General features: G+C 69.7%; 22 protein-coding genes, 1 tRNA gene and 2 pseudogenes. 16 read left to right on the forward strand and 9 right to left on the reverse strand.

Features of this window, described 5'->3' with window-relative positions:
- Positions 1-489, forward strand: coding sequence for an acyl-CoA thioesterase (locus AB0310_RS04275; RefSeq protein WP_187664025.1), 489 nt, complete (start codon positions 1-3; stop codon positions 487-489).
- Positions 490-496: 7 nt separating this feature from the next.
- On the opposite strand, the gene AB0310_RS04280 is transcribed toward AB0310_RS04275, so the two are convergent.
- Complete coding sequence (locus tag AB0310_RS04280; protein ID WP_366236645.1) at positions 497-1384, reverse strand: acyl-CoA thioesterase; 888 nt, start codon at positions 1382-1384, stop codon at positions 497-499.
- A 50-nt stretch (positions 1385-1434) separates the two neighbouring features.
- Here AB0310_RS04280 and AB0310_RS04285 point away from each other — a divergent pair, with 50 nt between their 5' ends.
- Positions 1435-2100: a DUF8185 domain-containing protein gene (locus AB0310_RS04285; protein ID WP_259951560.1), complete on the forward strand. Its 666-nt coding sequence runs from the start codon at positions 1435-1437 to the stop codon at positions 2098-2100.
- Positions 2101-2136: 36 nt separating this feature from the next.
- On the opposite strand, the pseudogene AB0310_RS04290 reads toward AB0310_RS04285, so the two are convergent.
- From AB0310_RS04290 to pepN, 4 genes and pseudogenes are all read right to left on the reverse strand, one after another.
- A pseudogene (locus AB0310_RS04290) lies at positions 2137-3801 on the reverse strand (FAD-binding dehydrogenase).
- Positions 3798-4247: a globin gene (locus AB0310_RS04295; protein ID WP_259951558.1), complete on the reverse strand. Its 450-nt coding sequence runs from the start codon at positions 4245-4247 to the stop codon at positions 3798-3800. The pseudogene AB0310_RS04290 and the gene AB0310_RS04295 overlap by 4 nt, the downstream one beginning before the upstream one ends.
- The gene (locus AB0310_RS04300; RefSeq protein ID WP_259951557.1) at positions 4244-5320 is read right to left on the reverse strand and encodes a mechanosensitive ion channel family protein; all 1077 of its coding nucleotides are present in this window, start codon (positions 5318-5320) and stop codon (positions 4244-4246) included. Before AB0310_RS04300 ends, AB0310_RS04295 begins: the two co-directional genes overlap by 4 nt.
- 80 nt (positions 5321-5400) lie before the next feature.
- A complete protein-coding gene (pepN, locus tag AB0310_RS04305) occupies positions 5401-7953 on the reverse strand; it encodes an aminopeptidase N (RefSeq protein ID WP_366236646.1) in 2553 nt (850 codons plus the stop codon).
- Between the two features lie 169 nt (positions 7954-8122).
- Between pepN and AB0310_RS04310 the strand changes: the two genes are divergently transcribed.
- The 5 genes from AB0310_RS04310 to AB0310_RS04330 are packed head-to-tail and all read left to right on the forward strand — an operon-like array spanning position 8123 to position 13001.
- Positions 8123-9307: a ferrochelatase gene (locus AB0310_RS04310; protein WP_315636898.1), complete on the forward strand. Its 1185-nt coding sequence runs from the start codon at positions 8123-8125 to the stop codon at positions 9305-9307.
- 31 nt (positions 9308-9338) lie between these two features.
- Positions 9339-9824, forward strand: a complete 486-nt coding sequence (locus AB0310_RS04315) for a ribose-5-phosphate isomerase (RefSeq protein WP_136052822.1) — start codon at positions 9339-9341, stop codon at positions 9822-9824.
- Between the two features lies 1 nt (position 9825).
- Positions 9826-10824, forward strand: a complete 999-nt coding sequence (locus AB0310_RS04320) for an Fpg/Nei family DNA glycosylase (protein ID WP_259951554.1) — start codon at positions 9826-9828, stop codon at positions 10822-10824.
- Positions 10825-10866: 42 nt separating this feature from the next.
- A complete protein-coding gene (locus tag AB0310_RS04325) occupies positions 10867-11508 on the forward strand; it encodes an FMN-binding negative transcriptional regulator (protein ID WP_280566285.1) in 642 nt (213 codons plus the stop codon).
- Complete coding sequence (locus tag AB0310_RS04330) at positions 11505-13001, forward strand: amidohydrolase (RefSeq protein ID WP_366236647.1); 1497 nt, start codon at positions 11505-11507, stop codon at positions 12999-13001. The genes AB0310_RS04325 and AB0310_RS04330 overlap by 4 nt, the downstream gene beginning before the upstream one ends.
- Positions 13002-13064: 63 nt before the next feature.
- Here AB0310_RS04330 and AB0310_RS04335 read toward each other — a convergent pair whose 3' ends face one another.
- Positions 13065-13550: a Dps family protein gene (locus tag AB0310_RS04335; protein WP_025103404.1), complete on the reverse strand. Its 486-nt coding sequence runs from the start codon at positions 13548-13550 to the stop codon at positions 13065-13067.
- A gap of 129 nt (positions 13551-13679) precedes the next feature.
- Here AB0310_RS04335 and AB0310_RS04340 point away from each other — a divergent pair, with 129 nt between their 5' ends.
- The 8 genes and pseudogenes from AB0310_RS04340 to AB0310_RS04375 all read left to right on the forward strand — a co-directional run bounded on the left by AB0310_RS04340 (position 13680) and on the right by AB0310_RS04375 (position 19318).
- Positions 13680-14216, forward strand: a complete 537-nt coding sequence (locus AB0310_RS04340; protein WP_366236648.1) for a gamma carbonic anhydrase family protein — start codon at positions 13680-13682, stop codon at positions 14214-14216.
- A 28-nt stretch (positions 14217-14244) separates the two neighbouring features.
- A tRNA-Ile gene (locus AB0310_RS04345) sits at positions 14245-14318 on the forward strand.
- A gap of 94 nt (positions 14319-14412) precedes the next feature.
- Positions 14413-14925 carry a DoxX family protein gene (locus AB0310_RS04350; RefSeq protein WP_259951551.1) on the forward strand — a complete coding sequence of 171 codons (513 nt, stop codon included), beginning with the start codon at positions 14413-14415 and terminating at the stop codon, positions 14923-14925.
- A gap of 306 nt (positions 14926-15231) precedes the next feature.
- Positions 15232-16995 carry a DUF5979 domain-containing protein gene (locus AB0310_RS04355; protein ID WP_366236649.1) on the forward strand — a complete coding sequence of 588 codons (1764 nt, stop codon included), beginning with the start codon at positions 15232-15234 and terminating at the stop codon, positions 16993-16995.
- Positions 16996-17142: 147 nt separating this feature from the next.
- On the forward strand, positions 17143-17649 hold the full coding sequence (locus AB0310_RS04360; protein ID WP_366236650.1) for a hypothetical protein: 507 nt from the start codon (positions 17143-17145) through the stop codon (positions 17647-17649).
- Positions 17650-17738: 89 nt separating this feature from the next.
- A pseudogene (locus tag AB0310_RS04365) lies at positions 17739-18116 on the forward strand (globin domain-containing protein); the annotation flags it as partial.
- A gap of 330 nt (positions 18117-18446) precedes the next feature.
- Positions 18447-18953, forward strand: a complete 507-nt coding sequence (locus AB0310_RS04370; RefSeq protein WP_332107629.1) for a ferredoxin reductase domain-containing protein — start codon at positions 18447-18449, stop codon at positions 18951-18953.
- Positions 18954-19057: 104 nt separating this feature from the next.
- The gene (locus tag AB0310_RS04375) at positions 19058-19318 is read left to right on the forward strand and encodes a DUF6458 family protein (RefSeq protein WP_366236651.1); all 261 of its coding nucleotides are present in this window, start codon (positions 19058-19060) and stop codon (positions 19316-19318) included.
- A 53-nt stretch (positions 19319-19371) separates the two neighbouring features.
- On the opposite strand, the gene AB0310_RS04380 is transcribed toward AB0310_RS04375, so the two are convergent.
- Entirely contained in the window at positions 19372-19689 is a 318-nt protein-coding gene (locus AB0310_RS04380; protein WP_060921991.1) for a DUF7882 family protein, read from the reverse strand.
- Positions 19690-19873: 184 nt separating this feature from the next.
- A complete protein-coding gene (locus AB0310_RS04385; protein WP_292795189.1) occupies positions 19874-20788 on the reverse strand; it encodes a helix-turn-helix transcriptional regulator in 915 nt (304 codons plus the stop codon).
- Between the two features lie 134 nt (positions 20789-20922).
- On the opposite strand from AB0310_RS04385, the gene AB0310_RS04390 reads away from it, so the two are divergent.
- Positions 20923-21822, forward strand: a complete 900-nt coding sequence (locus tag AB0310_RS04390) for an alpha/beta fold hydrolase (protein ID WP_280566270.1) — start codon at positions 20923-20925, stop codon at positions 21820-21822.
- Here the strand turns inward: AB0310_RS04390 and AB0310_RS04395 are convergent.
- Positions 21794-22267, reverse strand: coding sequence for an Lrp/AsnC family transcriptional regulator (locus AB0310_RS04395; protein WP_025103414.1), 474 nt, complete (start codon positions 22265-22267; stop codon positions 21794-21796). The genes AB0310_RS04390 and AB0310_RS04395 overlap by 29 nt on opposite strands.
- Between the last annotated feature and the right edge of the window lie 60 nt (positions 22268-22327).

The following is a 22327-nucleotide window of genomic DNA, read 5'->3' on the forward strand; positions in this document are numbered from 1 at the left end:
ATGAGCACCGACTCGCCGGGTTCCCGCCTGCACATCCCGATCCAGCTCCGCTGGGGCGATCTGGATGCGTTCAACCACGTCAACAACACCTCGATGCTGAAGCTGCTCGAGGAGGCGCGCGTCCGCGCGTTCTGGCGGGCGGGACCCGGCGAGCAGGCGCCGTCCACGGCCGTCCTCGACTCCGGGATCGAGGAAGGCATCCTCACGCTCATCGCGCGGCAGGAGATCGAGTACCTCGCTCCGGTGCCGTATCAGCGCCGCCCGTTGGAGGTGCAGATGTGGTTCGGGAAGCTCGGTGGATCGAGCGTCGAGGTCTGCTACGAGGTGCACAACGACCCGGCCGCCGAGCCGCGTGAACTCTACGCGCGGTCCACGGCCGTCATCGTGCTCGTCGACGCGGGGACCGGGCGGCCGACGCGGCTGACCGCGGAGATGCGCGAGGCATGGGAGCCGTACGTCGGCCCCTCCATCGAGTACGCCCACCGCTGAGCGCAGGTCAGCGATCCTCCGGGACGCGGATCATGATCTCCTGCGCGACGCTCGCGACCAGCGCGCCCTCACGGGTGTACACCCGCCCCGTGGCCAGACCGCGACCGCCCCGGGCGCTCGGCGACTCCTGCACGTAGAGGAGCCATTCGTCCACGCGGGCCGGACGATGCCACCACATCGCGTGGTCCAGGCTCGCGACCTTCAACCCGGGCAGCGACCATGACACTCCGTGAGCGCGCAGGATCGACTCCTGGATCGTCATGTCGCTGAGGTAGGCGAGCGCGGCCCGATGCAGCCGCTGGTCGTCGGGGAGCGGGGCACGCAGCCGCATCCACACCGCCTGCCGCGGAACCCTCTCATCATCGTTCGGCAGATAGAGCGGGGAGTCGACGTGGCGGATGTCCGCGGCGCGCTCGCTCAGCATGCGCCGTGCACCGCCGGCGAGGCCCGGCACCCGGTCCTCATCGGGGACGAGGTCCTCGGGGACATGGATACCGGCGGGCATGGGCTCGGCGTGCTCCACTCCGGGGTCGGCGTCCTGGAACGAGGCGATCATCGAGAAGATCGGGACGCCGTTCTGGTATGCCTGAGTCCGACGGGTGGAGAACGAGCGGCCGTCGTGGATGCGGTCGACGGCGATGGTGATGCCCTGGCTCGCGTCGCCGGGGCGGAGGAAGTACCCGTGCATCGAGTGGACGGCCCGGTCCTCCGGCAGCGTGCGCTCCGCGGCCACGAGGGTCTGCGCGAGCACCTGACCGCCGTAGATGCGGCCGCTCGGCATCGGGTGCGACGAACCGGTGAAGATGTCCTCGGTGGTCCGCGCCTGGGTGGCGTCGAGGTCGAGGACGTCGAGAAGACGCTCCACGGTCTGGATGGCGTGCTCGTCGGCGCTCATGTGTTCCCCTCCGCGGCCCCGGGTCGCCGCTCGTTGGTAGTTTAGAACGCGTGACCCCTCAGCTCCTGCTCGCCGATCCGGACACGGCGAAGGATGTCCTCACGTTCACGGGCCGCGCGGCCCGGGTGTCTGACGAAGGGGTTCGCCTGCAGGCCCATCACGGCGTCCTGGCGCTCACGACGGCGGTCCTCGCACCTCAGGGGCTCTTCGACCAGACGCCGACGATCCTCGCCATGCGCATCGTCCGTGCCGATCCGGAGCTCGAGTGCGACCTCGTGATCGACGCCCTGAGCCCGACGGACGACCCGCAGCGCCTCGGGCTGCCCGAGACCGCCCTCTCGCCCGCATGGGCCGGCGTCGCGCCCCCGCGGCAGGGCTGGCTCGCGGAGTCCGTCCTGCCCGCCTCCATCATCGCGCAGCGCGCACAGTGGGGCATCTCCGCGGTCGCCCACGGTGCGGGACCGGGGTCGGGTGAGGAGGCCGTGCGCGCGCTTCGCGCGGCCATCTGGGGCGAGCCGGACGACGACCTCGGCGGATTGCCGCGGGGCGTGGCGTTCGCCGCGGACGCGCTGGGCTTCATCTCCGGTGAAGAGGACGTGACCGTCACGCGGTCCGGCCGCTGGACGCGGCTCGCGTTCCGCCGCGGCCACGTCCTCGCACGGGGCCCCGTCGCCACCGGACTGACGGGGGTGCGGGCCACCGGCTCCACCGCCTGACGTGACCGCAGGCAGGACCAGGGGAACAGTGCCGGTTCAGCCGAGGGCAGCCGCCGCGCGTCCCGCCTGACGGCCGGAGAACAGGCACCCGCCGAGGAATGTCCCCTCCAGGGCGCGGTAGCCGTGCGCGCCCCCGCCGCCGAAGCCGCTGGCCTCACCGGCGGCGAAGAGGCCAGGAATCGGTGCGCCGCCTCCGTCCAGGGCACGACCGTCGAGATCCGTGTTGATCCCGCCGAGGGACTTCCTGGTCAGCACGTGCAGCTTGACCGCGATCAGCGGTCCTGCGGAGGGATCCTGCAGCCGGTGCGGCGCCGCGGTGCGGATGAGCTTGTCCCCGCGATAGGCCCGCATCGAGCGCAGCATGCCGATCTGCGCATCCTTGCTGAAGTCGTTCGCCATCTCGCGATCGCGAGCGACCACTTCCCGGCGCACGGCCTCGATGTCCAGGAGCCCGCCCCCGGGGTGGGCCGCCATCTGCTCCAGCAAGGACTCCAGGTCGTTCTCGACGATGAAGTCCTCGCCCTCGTCGAGGAATGACTGCACTGGTCCCGTCGGCCCCTTCGCGAGGCGGGACTTGAGCAGCAGCGCCACATCCTTGCCGGTGAGGTCGGGGTTCTGCTCGCTGCCGGACAGCGCGAACTCCTTCTCCACGATCTGCCGCGAGGTCACGAACCAGGAGTGGTCGTGGCCCGTCCGCCGCAGGTGCTCGAGCGTGCCGAGGGTGTCGAAGCCGGGGAAGAGCGGAACGGGGAGCCGGTGTCCGGTCGCGTCGAGCCACAGCGACGACGGCCCTGGCAGGATGCGGATGCCGTGCTGCGGCCACACCGGGTTCCAGTTCGTGATGCCCTCCACGTAGTGCCACATCCGGTCGCCGTTGATGAGGCGGGCGCCGGCGGTGGCGCTCACGGCCTGCATCGAGCCGTCGACATAGGCGGGCACGCCGGAGAGCATGTGCGCCGGGGGAGTGCCGAGGCGCGGGGGCCAGGCCGCGCGGACGAGGTCATGGTTTCCGCCGATGCCCCCCGAGGCCACGATCGTCGCCGTCGCGTCGATCTCGAAGGCGCCGATGACCTCGCGCGAGGAGGGGATGCCGCGTGCGGCACCATCCGACGCCAGCACGCTCCCGCGCGCGCCGGTCACGCGTCCGTCGGTGAGGATGAGCTCCTCGACGCGGTGTCTGGCGAGGACGGTGAGTCGTCCCTCGCGCTCACCCTGCTCGACGGCGGCCGCAAACGGGGCGACGATCCCCGGCCCGGTGCCCCACGTGATGTGGAAGCGAGGGACCGAGTTGCCGGGGCCGAGGGCGCCGTAGCCGCCCCGCTCGGCCCACCCGACCACCGGGAAGAAGCCGACGCCGCGGGCACGGAGCCACGAGCGCTTCTCGCCGGCCGCGAACTGCAGATAGGCCTCGGCCCAGCGCCGTGGCCACTCGTCCTCGGGTCGGTCGAATCCCGCGGTACCGAACCAGTCCTGGGTCGCGAGCTCGAGCGAGTCGCTGATGCCGAGGCGGCGCTGCTCCGGGGAGTCCACGAGGAACAGCCCGCCGAAGGACCACCACGCCTGCCCGCCGAGGTTCGTGCGGGGCTCCTAGTCGACGATGACGACGCGGCGCCCGGCCTCGAGGGCTTCCGCGGCCGCGACGAGACCCGCCAACCCCCAACCGATCACCAGGACGTCTGCGGTCGGGGGTGTGGTCGTCATGGGTTCTCCGTTGATTCCTGACGGGAGCGGGTCTCCAGGGTCGTGCGCCCCTGGGGTGCCGTGCCGATGCCGGACGGCTCGAATGTGTTCACCATGGCATAGGCGGCGCGCTCCAGGTAGTCCCAGAGGGTGGTTTCGTGCAACGGGGACAACTGCGCCTCGTCGAGAGCCGTGCGCATGTGACGGAGCCAACGATCGCGTGCGTCGGGATCCACATGGAACGGCATGTGCCTCATCCGCAGCCGGGGGTGCCCTCGGGTCTCGCCGTAGGTGGTCGGGCCGCCCCAGTACTGCTCGAGGAACAGCAGCAGCCGCTCCTCCGCGGGACCGAGGTCTTCCTCCGGGTACATCGGCTTGAGCACGGGATCGAGGGCGACCTCGCGATAGAACACCGAGACGATCTTCGCGAACGTCTCGCGGCCGCCGACCTCGTCGTAGAACGTCACTTGTCTGCACTCCCGTCGCCGCCGGTGTTCTTCTTGCGTCGCCAGATGCCGCGGTCGGGGATGACGGGCACCCCGGTGACGGCGTTGGGGCGCGTCTTCGGCGGGTTGGCGCCCCGGACGCGGCGCGCGCCCTCCAGTCCTGTGGGCACGACGTCCGCGAGACGCGGCACGTCGATCTCCTTCTCCAGCAGAGCGGCCCGGAGGCGGCGTCGGAGCTCCTGTGCCACGTCGTCCCGCGCGTTCGCCCTGGTCTTGATGACGGCCCGGACGACGAGCGCATCCCCGTCGATGGACTCGAGGCCCCACAGCTCCGGCTTCTCCACGATGCGCGTGCGCCACTTCGGGTCCTTCGCCAGTCCCTGCGCGGTCTCCAGAAGGATGTGCTCGACCTGCTCGAGGTCGGAATCCGGGGCGACACCGATGTCGACGATCGCCCGCGCCCAGCCCTGCGACATGTTCCCGATGCGGGTGACCTCGCCGTTGCGGACGTACCAGAGCGTCCCGTTCACGTCCCGCACCTGGGTCACGCGCACGCTGACGTATTCGACGACGCCGCTCGCCAGCCCGAGGTCGACGACGTCTCCGATGCCGATCTGGTCCTCGGCGACGAGGAAGATCCCGTTCAGCACGTCCTTGACGATGTTCTGGGCGCCGAAACCCAGGCCGGCGCCGACCGCTGCCGTGAGGAGGGTGAGCGATCCGAGGAGAGCGTTGTCGATCGCGTTGACGATGAGGATGATCGCGATGATGACGAGCATCACGTTCACGATGTTCTGCAGGATGGTGCCGAGCGTTCGGGTGCGCTGCACGAGGCGCATGTCCGCGAGCGGGGAGCGTTCCAGCGCCTGCGTGTCGTCGACGGCGGCCTTGTTCTTGGCGGTGTCCACGATGCGGTGCACGACGCGGGTGATCACCCGGCGCAGCACGAGCGCGATGAGGACGCAGGCGCCGATGATCATCGCGATCTGGAGGAGCTTGCCGCCGACCGTGGTCAGCACGGCGAGCATGTCCTGCACCCACGGCGGGAGTTCGGCGGGCGTCGGCGCGGGGGTCGTCTCGGCGGAAATCAGCATCGTCTCGATGGTACCGAGCGGGCCTCTGCGCCGGCTGGAAGAGCGGCGGCAGAGGCCCGTGTCGTGTCGGTGGCGGAGGGTCAGTCCTCGGCGTCGCGGGACTGCGCGGCGAGAGCGCGCTCCACGTCCGCGAGGTTCTCCAGAACGAGACGGCGCAGCGCGGGCGGCGCGTCCTGGTGCGCGGAGAGCCATCCGCGCGTCGCGTCGCGCAGGGCGACGTCCGCGAGCGCGGTGGGGAACAGCCCGACGACCAGGTACTGGGCGATCTGGTAGGTCCGCGACTCCCACACCGGCAGGAGCATGTCGAAGTACTGCGACACGAAGGCACCGAGCACCTCGGCACCCGCCGGGTGGACGAAACCGAGGGCTGCGGAGCGGACGATCGTGTTCGGGGCGTCGTCGCGCGCGATCAGCGCGTCCCAGGCCTGCTGCTTCGCTCCGGCGTCCGGAAGAGCCGCGCGCGCCTGCGCGGCGAACTCCGCGCCCTTGGCCGTGTTGTCGGCGGCCAGCGCGGCGTCGATGGCACCGGCGTCGGTCGCACCGATCGTCGCAAGGCCGACGAGGAGCTGCCAGCTCAGGTCGGCGTCCACGTCGAGTCCGGGGAGCGTCTCCTCGCCCGAGCGCAGACGGCCGACGATGCCGGCGTGCTCCGGCGTCACCAGGTTGTTCGCGAAGGCGGTGACGAACTGGAGCTGGCTGTCGCTGCCGGCCTCCGCCGACTCGGCGAGCGCCCAGAGACCGTCGGCCACCTTCAGCCGTGCGGTTTCGCGCTCCGCCGGAGCGACGTAGAGCGTCGCGGCCGTCCGCAGCTGCGCGAGCGTGGTCCGGACCGTGGTGGACTCGGTCTCCCGACCGATGTTGCCGAGGACGAGGTCGATGTAGTCGGATGCGGGCGTCTCCGCGTCGCGGGTCTGGTCCCAGGCCGCACCCCACACGAGCGAGCGGGCGAGGGGGTCGTGGATGTCGGCGAGGTGGGCGATCGCGGTCGCGAGCGACTTCTCGTCGAGGCGGATCTTCGCGTACGCGAGGTCGTCGTCGTTGAGGAGGATGAGATCGGGGCGAGCCAGGCCCTGGAGCTCGGGCACCTCGGTGCGGTCACCGTCCACGTCCACCTCGATGTGGTGGGTGCGCGTGAGCGCGCCGTCCTGCAGCGAGTAGAAGCCGATGCCGAGACGGTGCGGACGGATGGTCGGGTAATCGGCCGGAGCCGTCTGAGTGATGGCGAAGCGCGAGATCTTCCCGTTGTCGTCCTCGGCCACGACCGGCTCGAGAGTGTTGACGCCGGCCGTCTCCAGCCACTTCTTGGACCAGGTGCCGAGGTCGCGACCGCTCGTGGCCTCCAGCTCGGACAGCAGGTCGCTGAGCTCGGTGTTACCCCAGGAGTGCTTCTGGAAGTACTGCGAGACACCGGCGAAGAACGCCTCGATGCCGACCCACGCGGCGAGCTGCTTCAGGACGGAGCCGCCCTTGGCGTAGGTGATCCCATCGAAGTTCACCTGCACGTCCTCGAGGTCGTTGATCTCGGCGACGATCGGGTGGGTCGAGGGGAGCTGGTCCTGGCGGTAGGCCCAGGTCTTCTCCATGGCGTTGAACGTGGTCCAGGCTTCGGTCCACTCGGTCGCCTCGGCGGTCGCGATGGTCGAGGCCCACTCGGCGAACGACTCGTTCAGCCAGAGGTCGTTCCACCACTTCATGGTGACGAGGTCGCCGAACCACATGTGCGCGAGCTCGTGCAGGATCGTGACGACGCGACGCTCCTTGACGGCGTCCGTGACCTTGCTGCGGAAGACGTACGTCTCGGTGAACGTCACGGCGCCCGCGTTCTCCATGGCGCCGGCGTTGAACTCCGGCACGAAGAGCTGGTCGTACTTGGCGAACGGGTACGGCACGCCGAACTTCGACTCGAAGTAGGCGAAGCCCTCTCGGGTCTTGTCGAAGATGTAGTCGGCGTCGAGGTGCTGCCAGAGGCTCTTGCGGCCGTAGACGCCGAGCGGGATCACCCGGCCGGACGCGCTGGTGAGCTCCGAGAAGGTGGCCTCGTACGGTCCTGCGACGAGAGCCGTGATGTAGGAAGAGATCCGGGGCGTGGGCTCGAAGCCCCAGGTGGCCGAGACGCCGTCGTCGTGGACGATCGGCTCGGGCGTGGGGGAGTTGGAGACGACCTTCCACTCCGCGGGAGCGGTCACCGTGAACTGGAAGGTGGCCTTGAGGTCGGGCTGCTCGAAGACGGCGAACACGCGACGGGAGTCGGGCACCTCGAACTGCGAGTAGAGGTACACCTCGCCGTCCACCGGGTCGACGAAGCGGTGCAGGCCCTCGCCGGTGTTCGTGTAGAGGCAGTCGGCGTCGACGACGAGGACGTTCTCCTCCTGCAGACCGGCGAGCGCGATCCGGGAGTCTGCGAAGACCTCGCGCGGGTCGAGCTGCTCTCCGTTGAGCGAGATCTCGCGCACGTCACGGGCGATGAGGTCGATGAAGGTGAAGCTGTCGGGGGACGCGGAGAAGCGCACGACGCTCCGGGAGCCGAAGACCTCGGCGCCCTTGGTCAGATCGAGGGCGACCTCATAGGAGTGCGTGTCGACGACGTCGCGGCGCTCCTGCGCTTCGGTTCGGGTGAGGTTCTCTCCAGGCAAAGCTGTACTCCCAGGGGTGAGGGGATGTAACCGGGGTCGGCGCAGTTGGCGCCGACGGCAACCATGACAGCCTACGCCAGAGCGACGCGCGCGCCGTCGATCCGCACGGACCGGGGATAGTCACGGTCGTGCGGACGCTCGTCGTCCGCGGAGGTGGGAAGATGGAGGGGTGACCGCGATCGAGCCGAATGTCGTTCCCTTTGCCTCGCCCGCCGCTGCCGGCGGCGACCCCTATGTGACCACGCCCGTCGCCTACGACGCCATCCTCTTGGCGAGCTTCGGCGGCCCGGAGGGTCAGGAGGACGTGATCCCCTTCCTCCGGAACGTGACGCGCGGTCGGGGCATCCCGGATGAGCGTCTGGAGGAGGTCGCGCACCACTACCGTCACTTCGGCGGGGTGAGCCCGATCAACGGCCAGAACCGTGTGCTCAAGGACGCGCTGGAGAAGGCGCTCGTGGCCCGGGGGATCGACCTCCCCGTGTACTGGGGCAACCGCAACTGGGGTCCGTACCTGGAGGACGTGCTGCCCGAGGCGTCCGCGAACGGTCACACCACCCTCCTCGCCTTCGCCACGAGCGCGTACAGCTCGTTCTCCAGCTGCCGCCAGTACCGCGAGGACTTCGCTCGCGTACTGACGGACACCGGCCTCGGCGAGACGGTCACCATCGACAAGATCCGTCCCTTCTACGACCACCCCGGCTTCGTCGAGGCCTTCGAGGCGGGCGTGCGGGAGTCGGTGCAGGGCTATCTCGACCAGGGCTTCGCGCCGACCGAGATCCAGGTCCTCTTCTCCACGCACAGCATCCCGACGGCCGACGCCGAGCGCTCCGGCGCCCGCGATATCGACTGGGGCGAGGGTGGGGCTTATGCCGCGCAGCACCTCGCCGTGTCGGAGTGGGCGATGGAGCAGGTGCGGGCGGCCATCCCGGGAGCCGCCGATGTGCCCTGGGAGCTCGTCTACCAGTCCCGTTCGGGCCCCGCGTCGCAGCCCTGGCTGGAGCCCGATGTCTGCGACGTGATCGCGGAGCTCCCGGTGCGCGGTCGTAAGGCGGTCATCGTGGTCCCCGTCGGCTTCATGAGCGACCACATGGAGGTCCTCTGGGATCTCGACACCGAGGCCGCCGAGGCCGCGGAGGAGGCGGGCCTCGCCTTCGTCCGCACGCCGACGCCCGGCGTCCGCGAGGCGTTCGTGGAGGGCATCGTCGATCTCATCGAGGAGCGCCTGCAGGGTCGCCCGAACGCGGAGCGTCCGCACGTCACCGATCTGCCCGGCGCGTTCGACGTCTGCCGTCCCGGGTGCTGCGAGAACGTGCGCGCGGGGTTCAAGCCCGCGGCGGCCGGCATCGCCCCCTGAGTCCCGGACACCGGATCCTAGGATGGAGACCATGCGCATCCACATCGCCACCGATCACGCCGGACTCGAGTTCTCGACGCGGCTGCAGGAGCATCTCCGCGCCGCGGGGCACGAGGTGATCGACCATGGTCCGGTGGAGTACGACGCGCTCGACGACTACCCGGCCTTCTGCATCCGGGCGGCGCAGGCCGTCGTCGTCGATCAGGCGACAGGGGTGCCGGCGCTCGGTATCGTCTTCGGCGGCTCGGGCAACGGCGAGCAGATCGCCGCGAACAAGGTCGCCGGGGTCCGCGCGGCGCTCGTCTGGAACCTCTCCACGGCCGAGCTCGCGCGGGAGCACAACGACGCGAACGTCATCTCCATCGGCGCGCGTCAGCACACCTACGACGAGGTCACGGCGTTCATCGACAGGTTCATCGCCACGCCGTTCTCCGGCGACGAGCGGCACGTCCGGCGCATCGGACAGATCGCCGACTTCGAGCGCGACGGCTCGCTCCTCCCGGACCCCCGGGCCTGACATGCCCGAGGGACATTCCGTCCACCGCATCGCGCGGCAGTTCGATCGCAACTTCGTCGGCAAGACGATGAGCGCGTCCAGCCCGCAGGGCCGTTTCGCCGAGGGCGCCGCCGTGCTCGACGGGCGCCAGGCCGTGAGCGTGCAGGCCGTCGGCAAGCAGATGTTCCTCGAGGCGGAGGGCGACCTCTGGCTGCGTGTGCACCTCGGCCTCTACGGCGCGTGGGACTTCGCGGGGGAGATCCTCGTCGATCCCACCATCGCGTCGGCCAACGGCCGGATGGGACAGACCAATCAGCGCGGCACCACTTTCGACGAGGCGATCCTGGACGACGCGGGTGAGAACTCCCTCGCCTCGATCGGGGCTCCGCGTCGCGCCAGGGTCCACGTGCGGATGTCCGAGCAGACCAAGGGGCTGACCGACGAGGTCGACGAATGGCCCCCGCCCGTGGTGGGTCAGGTGCGTCTCCGTCTCATGACCGACATCACCGTGGCCGACCTGCGCGGTCCCACCGCGTGCGTGCTGCAGACGCCGGAGGAGATGCTGGCGACCGTGGCCAAGCTCGGCCCCGATCCGCTCGTCGGCGATCCGGCGGAGAACGAGGAGCGGTTCGTCCGCGCCGTGCGGAAGAAGCCGACCCCGATCGCGCTGCTGCTGATGGACCAGGCGGTCGTCAGCGGCATCGGCAACGTGTACCGCGCCGAAATGCTCTACCGGCAGCGCCTGAACCCGCACACGCCGGGCCGCGACGTCCCGGAGGATGTCGTCAGGGCGCTCTGGCACGACTGGGTGCGGCTGCTGGCCATCGGTGTGGAGACCGGTCAGATGATGACCATGGACGGACTGTCTCCTGAGCAGTACCGCGCCGCGATGGCCAGCCGCGACGACCGCCACTGGGTCTACCACCGCGCCGGCCTACCGTGCCGGGTGTGCGGGACCGAGATCGCCCTGGAGGAGATCGGCGCCCGCAAGCTGTACTGGTGCCCGCGCTGTCAGGCCTGAGGGCGGGATCCCCGGGGCTTCCGCCGCTCTAGGCTGGGATCCATGCGACAGAATCCGAGCTTCACGCTCGCCGATGTGGCCGAGATCCGCCGCGTCATCGACGCCAACCCGTGGGCGACGGTGGTGAGTGCGCCTGAGGATGGTCTGGTCGCCTCGCACTATGCCGTCCTCCTCGACGACGACCGCGATGATCTGACGGTCGTGGGGCACGTGGGCCGCCCGGACGACGCCATCCACGGTCTGGGGGACCGGGAGATCCTGCTTGCCTTCCAAGGGCCGCACGGGTACGTCTCGCCGGGCTGGTACGGCGACGTCCCCGCGGTCCCCACCTGGAACTACACCGCGGTGCACCTGTCGGGCGTTCCCGAGATCCTCAGCACCGCGGAGAATCTCCGTGTGCTCGATGCCCTCGTCGCGCGGTTCGAGTCGCGCCTGCCCGACCCGCGCCTGATGTGGGAGCGTCCGAACGACGCGGCCTTCATCGAGAGACTCGAATCCGGAACGGTCGGCTTCCGCCTCACCCCGACGAAGGTCGTCGCCAAGCGGAAGCTGAGCCAGAACAAGCCCGCGGAGACCATCGAGGCGGTGATCGCGGCGCTGCACGCCGAAGGGCCGTACGAGAACGCCGCCCTCGCCGCGGAGATGCGTCGTGCACAGGACGCACGGACGGGTGGCGGCGCGTGAGCGCCCTCGGAGTCGAGGTCGGAACGGTCCGTGCCGTCCGCCCCGTGGGTCCGGGGCGGGAGTTCCTGCTGGACGATGAGCCGGTCGACCTCCACCTCGCCGACGGGCACATCGTCGACATCGCACCGACCGGAGCGCTGCCCGCCCGTGGAGAGGTCATCGAAGCGGACGGTGCCTGGGCGGTCCCCGGGCTGTGGGACAACCACGTGCACACCGTGCAGTGGGCTCTGGCGGCGGAGCGCGTGCCCTTGGACGAGGCGGACTCGGCCGCAGCGGCCGCGAGACTGATGCGCGACGCTCCGGTCCTCCCCGATGGAAGACGGATCGGCACGGGGTTCCGGGACGCGCTGTGGCCTGACCGGCCATCCGTGTCCGCGCTCGATGCCGAAACCGGCGTCGTGCCGACCTACCTGATCAACGCGGACGTGCACAGCGTCTGGCTGAACTCGGCGGCCTTGGCGCGCGAGGGCTTCCGCGGGGACGACGGTCTGCTCCGCGAGGAGGACGCGTTCGAGATCTCCCGACGCCTGAATGCCGTCGACCCTGCCCACAGCGATGAGGCGGTCATCCGTGCGGGGGCGGCGGCCTCAGCGCGTGGCGTGACCGGTCTGGTCGACTTCGACATGGCGTGGAACGCCGATGCCTGGCCGCGACGGATCCTCGCGGGCTTCGCCGCGCACCGTGTCGAGTTCGCGTTCTATCGGGCGGATCTCGATCGGGCGATCACCGCGGGCCTCCGGACGGGGGAGCGCCTCGCGGTGTCGGATCCGACCGGGCTGGTCGGATCCCTCGTGCGGGTCGGGTCGTTGAAGGTCATCAGCGACGGCTCGCTCGGCACCCGTACCGCGGCCTGCTCACATTCCTACCCCGGCGACCCCGCGAACTACGGGGTGCTGACGGTGCCTCCGGACGAGCTCACGTCGCTGCTGACCACTGCGGCGGGAGCCGGGATCGAGGTCGCCGTGCACGCGATCGGCGATCGCGCCGTGACGGCGGCCCTCGACGCCTTCGGGGCCTCCGGGGCCACGGGATCGATGGAGCATGCGCAACTGGTGCGGCACGCGGATCTGGCTCGATTCGCCCGGCTCGGGGTGCGCGCGAGCGTCCAACCCCAGCATGCGGTGGACGACCGCGACCTGGTCGAGCACCACTGGGCCGGTCAGACGGCCATCGGCTATCCGCTCGCTTCGCTGCGGGCGGCAGGCGCGGAGGTGCGCTTCGGGTCCGACGCGCCGGTCGCCCCGCTCGACCCCTGGCACGCGATCTCCGCGGCCGTCTGGCGGACTGACGACGACCGTGCTGCCTGGCATCCGGAGGAGCGGCTGACGCTGGAGCAGGCGCTCGAAGCGAGTGTCCGCACATCTCTCCGTCCCGGACAGAGCGCAGACATCGTGATCCTCGGGACGGATCCTCGCATCGCTGACGCGGCGGGGCTCCGGACGATGCCCGTCACCACGACGCTGCTCGGCGGCCGCCTCACGCACGTCGCCTGAGGCGGCGCGCACACGACGAAGGGCGGCCCCGTATCGGAGCCGCCCTTCGTCGTGAACGTGGTGTCAGGCCGCGATGTGCGACACGAGGAACCAGCGGTCCTTCTCGAGGCCGCGCTGGATCTCGATCGCCACATCCTGGCTCGTGAGGTCGACCTCGTCGAGGCCTTCCACAGCGGCCTTCACATCGACGAGGATCGCGTCGATGTCGGCGATCACGGCGCGGATCAGCTCGTCCGACTGCGCGAAGCCGGCCGGAACGCCGGTGGCGCCGGCCTTCTCGGCGACGGCGTTCACACGCGCGTCGATCGGGAGGCCCAGAGCGACGATGCGCTCGGCGGCGGTGTCGGCGAAGTCACCGGCGTGGGCGACGATCGTGTCGAGCAGCTCGTGCACGCCGACGAAGTTGGCGCCGCGGACGTGCCAGTGCGCCTGCTTGCCGTTGACGGTCAGCGCCTGGAGACCGAGGACGACGGGGGAGAGGAACTGCGCCGCACCGGCGGCGACAGTCGGGTCGATGGCGGTGGTGGAAACGGTCTGGGCCTTGCTCATCTTGTGCTCCTCCGAATGAAGTTCTCTGACTGACGAGTACAACGCTACTCAGCCTCAGACATTCCGCAAGGAAGCTGAGGCTCCACTCACTTCCGCGTGATTCCGGGGGAGTGAGGGTAGTCTCGCCTCATGAGCATCGCTGCCGGAGCCTCCGTCCTCGCCCTCCCGGATCGCATCCCCGAGCTCGACGACACGGCCTTCGTCGCGGACGGCGGCCGCATCGTGGGCGCGGTCTCGCTCGGACCCGGTGCGAGCGTCTGGTACAACGCCGTGCTCCGCGGTGACTCCTCGCCGATCGTCATCGGACCCGGCAGCAACGTGCAGGACAACGTGTCGATCCACGTCGACGCCGGGCATCCCGTCGTCGTCGGGTCACGGGTGTCCATAGGCCATAACGCGGTGGTGCACGGCTGCACGATCGGTGACGGCTCTCTCATCGGCATGGGGGCCGTCGTCCTCAGCGGTGCCGTGATCGGAGAGGGCTGCCTGATCGCCGGCGGAGCCGTGGTGCTCGGCGGGACCGAGGTGCCGCCGGGTTCCCTGGTCGCCGGTGTTCCCGCGAAGGTGCGCAGGGCGCTGTCGGACGACGAGCGTGCCTCTCTGGTGGCGAACGCGGCGATCTACCTGGAGCACGCGGCGACGCACGTCCGCGCAACGGAAGCGTAAGGCCCTGCCCCGCTAGGCTGGGCGGTACGGGGCGGTGGCCAAGCTGGTTAAGGCAGTGGGCTCATAACCCAACGATCGTCGGTTCAAGTCCGACCCGCCCTACTACCCGTCTCATCCGTCGTAATCGTCGCCGCGTTCTCCCGTCTCTCCTCTGGAGGTCTCGACGCCCGTCAGCCTCCGGATCGGAGCAGGAGCCATGACGACCACGAGTGTGCCGAACGCGGAGACCCGTCGTCGGATCGAGGACGTGGGGCAGATCGCGTTGCGTCTCGCGATCGCGGCGAGTTTCGCCCTCGCCGTCGCCGACCGCTTCGGGCTCCTCGGCGGCCCGGGGGCTGATGGCGTGTCGTGGGGATCGTGGACGATCTTCCGTGCGTACACGGCGCAGCTCGTCCCTGTCCCCGTCGACCTGGTGGTGGACACGGCGGCCGTGCTGGCGACGGCTCTGGAGACCATCCTCGCTCTGCTGCTGGCCGTCGGGCTGTGGACCCGGCTCGCGGCGGGAGTCGCCGCGCTGCTCACGGTGACGTTCGGCGTGACGATGCTCGTCTTCCTCGGGCCGCTTGCGCCGTTCCGATACCCGGTCTTCGTCTTCACGGCCGCCGCGATCCTGCTCGCTGGGCTGAAGCGCTACCGGTGGAGCATCGATGCGCTGCGAAAGGAGGTGCCGGGAGCGGGGAGAGACAACGATGCCCCCGGCACCAGGTAGACGGCGAATGCCTCTACAGACGGACGGACGCGTCGGAAGGGGAAGCGATCCGTCACAGGAGAGATGACGAGGTGACCGTTTCATGACGCCGTTTTCCGCAGGATCACGGCATACTGCACGTGCCGCGAGAAACCCGTTCGACCGAACCGCGTAACAGAACGCGCCGTTCTGCATCCCTTCCTGGGGACATCACTCGCGCGGAAGAAGCCATCCGCGCGAGTTCATCGATCATCTGGGGAGTCGAAAGTGCCAGTCATTCAGCATGCAATCAGATCGGGCGCGCGGGGAACGCGCCTGAGGACGTTCGTGGGTGCTCTGCTCGCGATCTGTCTGGCGGCCCTGGCGGCCGTCATCGCGACGCCGGCCACGGCCCGCGCTGCGGAGGTCGCGGGGATCACCTCGTTGACCATCACAGAACCCACTGACCAGATCAAGGTCTGGGACCGGATCGCGTTCGAAGCGACCTGGGCAGTGCCGGACACGGCGACCGCGGGAGATACGTTCCGCCTCGCCTTTCCGACGAGCCCGAGCCTGACCGGGGTGCGGGATTCCTTCGCCCTGACGGCGCCGGATGGCCAGACCGTCGGAACGTGCGAGGTGTCGACCGGTGAGCTCGTGTGCACGCTCACGGACTACGTGGACAGCCACACCGACGTCAGCGGCACCCTGCACTTCCGCGCCAGGGCGGACGAGGAGACCACACTGACGGAGATCCCGTTCACGACGGGCGGCGGAACCGTCGTCCCGGTCGACGTTCCCGGCGGGATCGGGCCGGTCCCGGAGTTCTCTGCGCCGACGACCCCGACCAAGTGGGGCGACGTGACGCTCGACGGTCGGAACATCGCGTGGGGCGTGAACATCCCGTCCTCCGCGCTGGCCGGGGAGGCTCCGACGCTCAGCGACACGTTCACGGCCGGCCTCGTGCTCGATCCCGCGTCCGTCACCGTGGCGTACGTGCTCGCGAAGGACTGGGCGGGAGGCAAGTACACCGTGTCGACCGGGCTGCAGTCGGGCAGCGACTTCACCGTCACGGAGGTCAGCTCCGAGTCGTTCACTGTGACGGTGGACGCGCCGATCGTCGCCGACGCGATCTACGTGCTCCGGTACAAGACCGCACTGCCCGCCGACGTCCGTCCCGGTGATGCATTCCACAACACCGTGACCGGCTCCCGGTGGGTCGCCGAGAGCACGCCGGTCATCTACTCGCAGGGTGGGGGAGACGGCGAGGGGGTGATTCCGGTCGGCGCGTTCACGGTGACAAAGAAGCTCAGCGGTCCGGGGGCGGCTCTGGTGCCCGACGATCGCGAGTTCCGGGTGGCCTACTCGTATCAGCGCGCAGGACAGACGGTTGAGGGCGAGCTCGCCTTGCGATCCGGGCAGACCGATGGTCTGAAAGATCTGCCGGCCGGCACGGTCGTCACCCTGTCTGAGGTCACGCCTGCGGACGTCGACGGCGTGACCTGGCAGGCGCCGGTCTTCTCCGGCACCGATGTGGCGATCACCGATGGCGGCGCGACCGTCACCATCGCACGGGGCACGACAGTCGCGGTGACGCTCACCAACCCGACGACGGTCACGCCGCCGCCGGTCGGGGGCTTCACGGTGACCAAGAAGGTCACGGGGGCGGGGGCCTCCCTCGTTCCTGCGCACCAGACCTTCACCGTGGAGTACTCGTACGAGCTCGCGGGGCGTTCCGTCACCGGTGAACTCGCGCTCCGTGCCGGCGAGAGCGAGGGACTCGCGGATCTGCCGGCGGGAACGGTCGTCACGCTCCGCGAGAAGGCGCCGATCGCCGTGGAGGGCGTCACGTGGAAGAGCCCGCACTTCACCGGCGCAGGAGTCGACGTCGGCGACGACGGCGCGACGCTCACGATCTCCGAAGACGCGACGCTCGGGGTGGTCCTCACCAATGGGACCGCCGTCACTCCGCCGCCCCCTCCGGGTGGTGAGCTCGCCTTGACCGGATCCGAGGGACCCGCCGGCCCGTTCGCCCTGGGAGCGCTGCTGCTGCTTGCGGGACTGACAGCGCTCGGCGTCCGCCATCGGGTGGCGGGTCGCGTCGGTGATTGAGGACTAGGAGAGGCCAGGCAGATCGATCGCGCGACGACTTCTTCGTCGTCGCGTGATCGATCGTGCCATTCGGCGTCTAGTGGTCGTCGAGGAGTTTCCCTCGACGACCACGCCGACGCCGCAGCGCGTCGGAGAAAGGCATCTCTCATGACCAAGACGCTCATTGCCCGTGCCTCTGCCGCCCTCGGCGTCGCGGCCGCTCTTTCGCTCGGTGGAGCGACGCTCGCCCCCGCCGCTCACGCGGAGGCGACACCTGCGGACCCGGCCGTGTCGAAGCCGCTGAGCACGGGCGTGCTCGCGCAGCGCGTCGGGCCTGCCTGTCTCTTCTTCCAGTACACGTTCAACATGAGCCCGACCGATCCCCAGGTGGGGGACACCGTGACGTACACCATGCAGTTCCTCAACAACGGCGAGGTGGACTCCACGAAGAGCGCGCTCACGTTCCGCCTGGACGGCCTCCTCGACGACTCGACCTGGGCAGCGTCGACGCTGGAAGCGACCTCCGGCCGCCCTTCCGCGGCGGAGAACGCCGTCACGTGGAACGGGCCGCTCGACGCCGGAGACGATGTCGTGCTGCGCTTCAGCGGCGTGTGGACGGGCGAAGGCGATGGCCTCGCGTTCCCGCGGGTCGAGTCCTACGGCTACGTGAGGTGAAAGCGGGGCGGAGTCCTGTTTTCCACGGTATCCGCGGCGACGTGGCGCGCTCGTCGTCGAGAGGCTGAACGGACACCGACCGAAAGGCAGCCATGCAGCTCTCCACGGATTCCGAAGCCATCGTCCGCGCCACCGCCGGCGTCGTCGCCTCACACGCCGACGAGATCACCACCCTGTTCTATCGGCGCATGTTCGAGGCGCATCCGGAGCTGTTGAACGTCTTCAACCGCGCGCATCAGGCGCAGGGCGATCAGCCCAAGGCACTGGCGGCGTCCGTCGTGGCGTTCGCCGTCCACCTCATCGATCCCGACGCGCCGGACTTCTCCCCGGTGATGCGACGTATCGCCCACCGCCACGTCTCGCTGGGGGTGTCGGCCCGTCAGTACACGATCGTGGGCCGCTATCTCCTGGCCGCCGTCGATGAGGTCCTCGGCGAGGCGGTCACACCGGCGGTGCACGCCGCGTGGGATGAGGTGTACTGGCTCTTCGGCTGCTCGCTCATCGCGGAGGAGGCGCGGCTCTACGCGGAGGCGGGCACAGACCCGGACCACCCGTGGCGGCCGCACCGCGTCATCGAGCGGGTGGAGGAGGCCCGTGACGTCATCTCCCTCGTCCTGGAGCCGGTGGACGGTCAGCGGGCGCCCCATCGGACCGGGCAGTACGTGGCCGTCGCCGTCGACCTCCCGGACGGCACGCGCCAGCCCCGGCAGTACACGATCTCCTCGTCTGCACCCGGGGCAGCGCTGCGCGTCACCGTGAAGCGTGTGCGTGGTGTGGACGGCGCACCGGACGGTCAGGTGTCGACCTGGCTGCACGAGAACGCGCAGGTCGGTACGGTACTCGATGTCTCCCAGCCCGCCGGCGACCTGCTCCTCGACGACTCCGATGACGCGCTGGTCCTGATCTCGGCGGGAATCGGCATCACTCCCGTCGCGGCGATGGTGGACGACCTCGCACAGCGGCGTCCCGACCGGCCGGTGCACCTGTTCCATGTGGACCGGGAGCCGGACACGCACGCCCTCGTCTCTGCCGTGCGCGGTCGTGCGCAGCATCTGAGCGACGTCCGCGCCCTGACCTGGTACACGGCGGGCGTGGAGGAGGGGCCGTCGGTGCGGTCCGGCCGGATGGATCTCGCCGGCATCGACCTTCCGCCGACGGCACGCGTCTTCCTCTGCGGGCCGCTGTCGTTCATGCAAGCCGTTCGGGGCGCACTGACGGCCCGCGGGATCGCGCCGGACCGTATCGACTACGAGGTCTTCGGCCCTGACCTCTGGGCCCGGCGCCCGGAGTCCGGTGCGGCCTGAGAGTCCCGGAGACCTGAGCGTGGCCGTGTCAAGCCCCTCCTCGACGCCACGAGGCGCTGCCATGCTCCCCGAGAGCGGCACCGCGCCGCGGAACGGGAGAGACAATGAGCATCGGCAGCGGAATCGCGCTCTTCGTCATCGGAGCGATCCTCGTGTTCGCGATCAACGTCGACGTGCCGTGGGTCAACCTGGACATGGTCGGCTACATCCTCATGGGTGCCGGCGTGATCATCTTCCTCATCGGCATCGTGCTGCTCGCCCGCCGACGTCGCACGGAGACCGTGTCGCGCACGTACGTCGACCCGGGGACGGGGGAGCCCACGACCCGGCGTTCGGTCAGCTCCAGTTCGGACGAGGGCCTCTGAGCTGACTCATTCGGAAACGAGAAGGGCCGCGGGGAAACCCGCGGCCCTTCTCGTCAGACGACGTCTGCGCCTTCGAGATGTTCCTCGACGAGGGTGATGCCTCCGCTCGAGTTCGCGGAGTGCGCGAGTTCCTCGATCCAGCGACGGCTCAGCTCGGGCGTCTCGGCCTCGTCGAAGACGAACCGGAGAGGGATGGACGGGTGCAGCCACAGCGTGGAGCGGCCGGGGGCGTCGCCCTCGGGGTGGCGCCAGGAGAGGGTGAAGCTCTCGTTGCGCCGCAGCTTGGTGGCGATGACGACCTTGAGGTGCGCGAGTGCGCGGTCTTCGATCTGGATCGGCGTCTGGGTGTCGCCGTAGTACAGGCTGCCCATCGTCAGCCGACCTTCGCGCGGGAGGCGGGGGTGTTCATGGCGCTCCTTCGGAACGTGCAGGGGGAAGACGGCAGACCGCTCCCGGGGATACTTGGACTCTACCCAATTTGCGCACGACATCGTGCGCATCGCCGGGACTCGCCGTCGGGCGCGAACAGAGTATGCGCGCGGTGTCAGTCCGGCGTCACAGGGCCGCCAGGACGGGCGGATTCCCGTACGCCTCGCGATAGGCGATGGCAAACCGGGAGACATTGCTGAAACCCCATCGGCGGGCGACGGCCGACACGGAGGCTCCCTTGCCGTGTCGCAGATCCCGATGCGCGCCATCGAGCCGAGCACGCCTCAGGGCCTCGTTCGGTGTGATGTCGAGTGCGCGGCGGAACGCATACTGCAGGCCACGCGTGGACATGTACGCGGCCGCGGCGACGTCGTCGACCGTGATCGGCAGATGTGCGTTGTCCTCGATGTACGCCAGGGCACGACGCACCGAGGCCGGTGCCGCAGAGCGCTGCGCGGGACGGTGCAGCGACTCGCTGAACGTGGTGGGGAACGCCGACATCGTCAGCAGGAGGGCGTGGCGTTCGAGTTCTGCGGCGATGAGAGGGGCGGCGCCGTCCGGTCCGAACGAGCCGTCGATATAGGAGAACATCTGCTCCCACCGCGCTCCGTCCTCCCGCGTATGCGGAGCGAGCCCGGTGGCCCGGAGCTCGAGGCGGTCGTCGCCGGTGATCTGCCTGATCGAGTCGCGCGCTGCGGTCCGATCGAACACGAGGGCCCGGACCCGGGCCACCTGATTCCATTTCGCTTCCACGCGGACGCCGTCCGTCAGCCACGGCTGGGCGGCGTCCAGTCCCTGGCGCCCCGACCAGATCCGGGCATCGGCGGCATCCACGCGGCACACCAACAGCTGATCCTCGGGCTCGGCGCGGGAGTGCACCTGGGCGGCGAGCTGGTAACGGACCAGCGACATCGAGGGTGCCTCCACCGAGCGCCAATCGAAGCGGAACCGGCGCGGGTCCACGTCCTGCAGGGTCGCCGAGGGCACGAACTGCTGCCAGGTGGTCTCCACCTGCTCGATGTCCGTGGATGTGAACTGCACCGACACTCCTTGCTGCGCCCTCTTCCGGGCGGCCGGGGCTTCTTGGACAGTAGCCCATGCCACTGACAGCACGGTGGGGATGCTCCGCGGGCCCGCGGGCGGGCCGCGCGGTCGGGACCTCGTAGACTCGGATCATGAGTGTGCCTTCCCCGTATGCGGAGCGATTGAGCCGGATTCCGGTGCAGCGCCATGAGGTGGAGGTCCGCGGCGGATCGACGGCGTACTGGGCGTACGGTCCGGACGACGCCGAGACGACCGTCATCGCGGTCCACGGCTTCCGGGGCGAGCACCACGGTCTCGAGTCTGTCCTGGCGTTCCTGCCCGAACTCCGGGTGCTGGCTCCCGACCTCCCGGGATTCGGGGAGTCCGCGCCGTTGCCCGGTCGCCGCCACGATCTGGCGGAGTACGCGGGATGGCTCACCGAGTTCACGGCGGCCACGGCACCCGGTGCCGTGATCCTCGGCCATTCGTTCGGTTCCATCGTGACCGCCGCCGCCGTCGCCGGAGGGCTGAAGACCCCGCGGCTGATCCTCGTGAACCCCATCGGCGCGCCCGCGCTGGAGGGACCGAAGGGCATCATGACCCGACTGGCGGTGCTGTACTACGCTCTCGGTGCCAAGCTTCCGCCGCGGATCGGCACCGCGCTCCTGCGCAACCGGGTGATCGTCCGTGTCATGAGCGTGACCATGGCGAAGACGCGGGATCCGGAGCTGCGTCGCTTCATCCACGACCAGCACGACACCTACTTCTCGCGGTTCTCCGACCGGGAGGTCCTGCACGACGCGTTCGTCGCGAGCGTCTCCCACGACGTCAGGGAGTTCGCGCCGTCGATCGACGTTCCCACGCTCCTGATCGCCGCCCAGAAGGACGACATCACCCCGATCGAGGCGGAGCGCGCGCTGGTCACTCTCTTCCCGGACGCGTCCCTCGTCGAGATCGCGCACGTGGGTCACCTGATCCACTACGAGACCCCGGCCGAGGCAGCCGGAGCGGTCCGTCGGTTCCTCAGGATTCCCGTCGCGCGAGGCCGATGAGTCCGGCCACCCGGAACGGGATCACCTCGCCCATCGCGAGCGAGGTCTCCGTGCGCTCCACGCCCTCGATCGAGAGGATCCGGGCGTCCGTGTCGAACAGGTGACGCGCGTCGCGGCATGCCACGCGCGCCAACAGGTCGATGGAGCCGCTCAGGCCGTGCGCCTGGACGACCTCCGGGATGCGCGCGAGCTCGTTGATGATCCGGGGAAGCTCGGTCTGGCGGACGCCGATGCTGACGAACGCCTGCAGCGGGAACCCCAGGACATCGGGGGAGAAGGCGCGCTCGTAGGAGAGGAACACGCCGCTCTGCTCCAACCGCGCCATCCGCGCCTGGATGGTGTTCCGCGACAGGCTCATGCGCTCGGCGAGAGCGACGATGGTCACGCGCGGGTCGTCGGCGAGCGCGGCGAGAAGCTCCAGGTCGATCCGGTCCAGTCCAGGCATAGTGTCAAACCCTAGCAGCACGCGACCGGAGAAAAATGAGCAACATGCTCAATCCAGACT

The organism is Microbacterium meiriae (assembly GCF_040702565.1).
Lineage (GTDB): Bacteria > Actinomycetota > Actinomycetes > Actinomycetales > Microbacteriaceae > Microbacterium > Microbacterium meiriae.

What these genes read in the sequence shown, in the direction of transcription:
- AB0310_RS04335 (WP_025103404.1), bottom strand. Translation starts at nt 13,550, where the DNA reads ATGAGCAAGGCCCAGACCGTTTCCACCACCGCCATCGACCCGACTGTC.
- AB0310_RS04340 (WP_366236648.1), top strand. Translation starts at nt 13,680, where the DNA reads ATGAGCATCGCTGCCGGAGCCTCCGTCCTCGCCCTCCCGGATCGCATC.
- AB0310_RS04375 (WP_366236651.1), top strand. Translation starts at nt 19,058, where the DNA reads ATGAGCATCGGCAGCGGAATCGCGCTCTTCGTCATCGGAGCGATCCTC.
- AB0310_RS04325 (WP_280566285.1), top strand. Translation starts at nt 10,867, where the DNA reads ATGCGACAGAATCCGAGCTTCACGCTCGCCGATGTGGCCGAGATCCGC.
- AB0310_RS04320 (WP_259951554.1), top strand. Translation starts at nt 9,826, where the DNA reads ATGCCCGAGGGACATTCCGTCCACCGCATCGCGCGGCAGTTCGATCGC.
- AB0310_RS04315 (WP_136052822.1), top strand. Translation starts at nt 9,339, where the DNA reads ATGCGCATCCACATCGCCACCGATCACGCCGGACTCGAGTTCTCGACG.
- AB0310_RS04280 (WP_366236645.1), bottom strand. Translation starts at nt 1,384, where the DNA reads ATGAGCGCCGACGAGCACGCCATCCAGACCGTGGAGCGTCTTCTCGAC.
- AB0310_RS04380 (WP_060921991.1), bottom strand. Translation starts at nt 19,689, where the DNA reads ATGGGCAGCCTGTACTACGGCGACACCCAGACGCCGATCCAGATCGAA.
- AB0310_RS04395 (WP_025103414.1), bottom strand. Translation starts at nt 22,267, where the DNA reads ATGCCTGGACTGGACCGGATCGACCTGGAGCTTCTCGCCGCGCTCGCC.
- AB0310_RS04350 (WP_259951551.1), top strand. Translation starts at nt 14,413, where the DNA reads ATGACGACCACGAGTGTGCCGAACGCGGAGACCCGTCGTCGGATCGAG.
- AB0310_RS04390 (WP_280566270.1), top strand. Translation starts at nt 20,923, where the DNA reads ATGAGTGTGCCTTCCCCGTATGCGGAGCGATTGAGCCGGATTCCGGTG.
- AB0310_RS04360 (WP_366236650.1), top strand. Translation starts at nt 17,143, where the DNA reads ATGACCAAGACGCTCATTGCCCGTGCCTCTGCCGCCCTCGGCGTCGCG.
- AB0310_RS04300 (WP_259951557.1), bottom strand. Translation starts at nt 5,320, where the DNA reads ATGCTGATTTCCGCCGAGACGACCCCCGCGCCGACGCCCGCCGAACTC.
- AB0310_RS04275 (WP_187664025.1), top strand. Translation starts at nt 1, where the DNA reads ATGAGCACCGACTCGCCGGGTTCCCGCCTGCACATCCCGATCCAGCTC.